The sequence below is a fragment of the Thioclava sp. UBA3469 genome (assembly GCF_002378135.1).
Classification (GTDB): Bacteria; Pseudomonadota; Alphaproteobacteria; order Rhodobacterales; family Rhodobacteraceae; genus Thioclava; species Thioclava sediminum.
Window position 1 is genome coordinate 3614 of sequence record NZ_DFRG01000188.1, and the last position, 619, is coordinate 4232.

The 619-nt window shown below is 67.9% G+C and carries 1 protein-coding gene; it reads left to right on the top strand.

The window, feature by feature from the left end; genetic code table 11:
• Positions 1–575, top strand: a 575-nt coding sequence (locus tag B3D39_RS13570) for a M24 family metallopeptidase (protein ID WP_286789796.1), incomplete at its 5' end; no start/stop codon positions are given.
• Positions 576–619: the final 44 nt, after the last annotated feature.

The following is a 619-nucleotide window of genomic DNA, read 5'->3' on the forward strand; positions in this document are numbered from 1 at the left end:
TCGACGGCACCACCGACATCACCCGCACCGTCGCCGTGGGCGATGTGCCGGAAGATGCGAAACGCCCCTTCACCCGCGTGCTGCAAGGCATGATCGCGCTGTCGCGCACGCGCTTCCCGCGCAGCGTGGCAGGCGCCCATCTCGATGCGCTCGCCCGTGCGCCGCTTTGGGCCGAGGGCTGGGATTACGATCACGGCACCGGCCATGGCGTCGGCGCTGCGCTCTGCGTGCACGAAGGCCCCGCGCGGATTTCTCGGGTGTCGACCCTGTCGCTCGAACCCGGAATGATCCTGTCGAACGAGCCGGGCTATTACCGCGAGGGCGCATTCGGCATCCGGATCGAGAACCTGATCCTCACCGAAGAGGCCGAGGCTAAGGGCGACAATCGCGACCAACTGTCCTTCTCGACGCTGACCTGGGTGCCGATCGACCGCCGCCTGATCGATGTCGAGCTGCTTGGTCCCGAAGAGCGCGACTGGCTCGACGCCTATCACGCCGAGGTGCTGGAGCGGATCGCGCCGAAGGTCAGCGAGCGCGCCAAGGCCTGGCTGCAAACCGCCTGCGCGCCGATCTGAGACTGCGCGCGCCGAAAGCCGTCGGATGCCTCCGGCGGGGATAT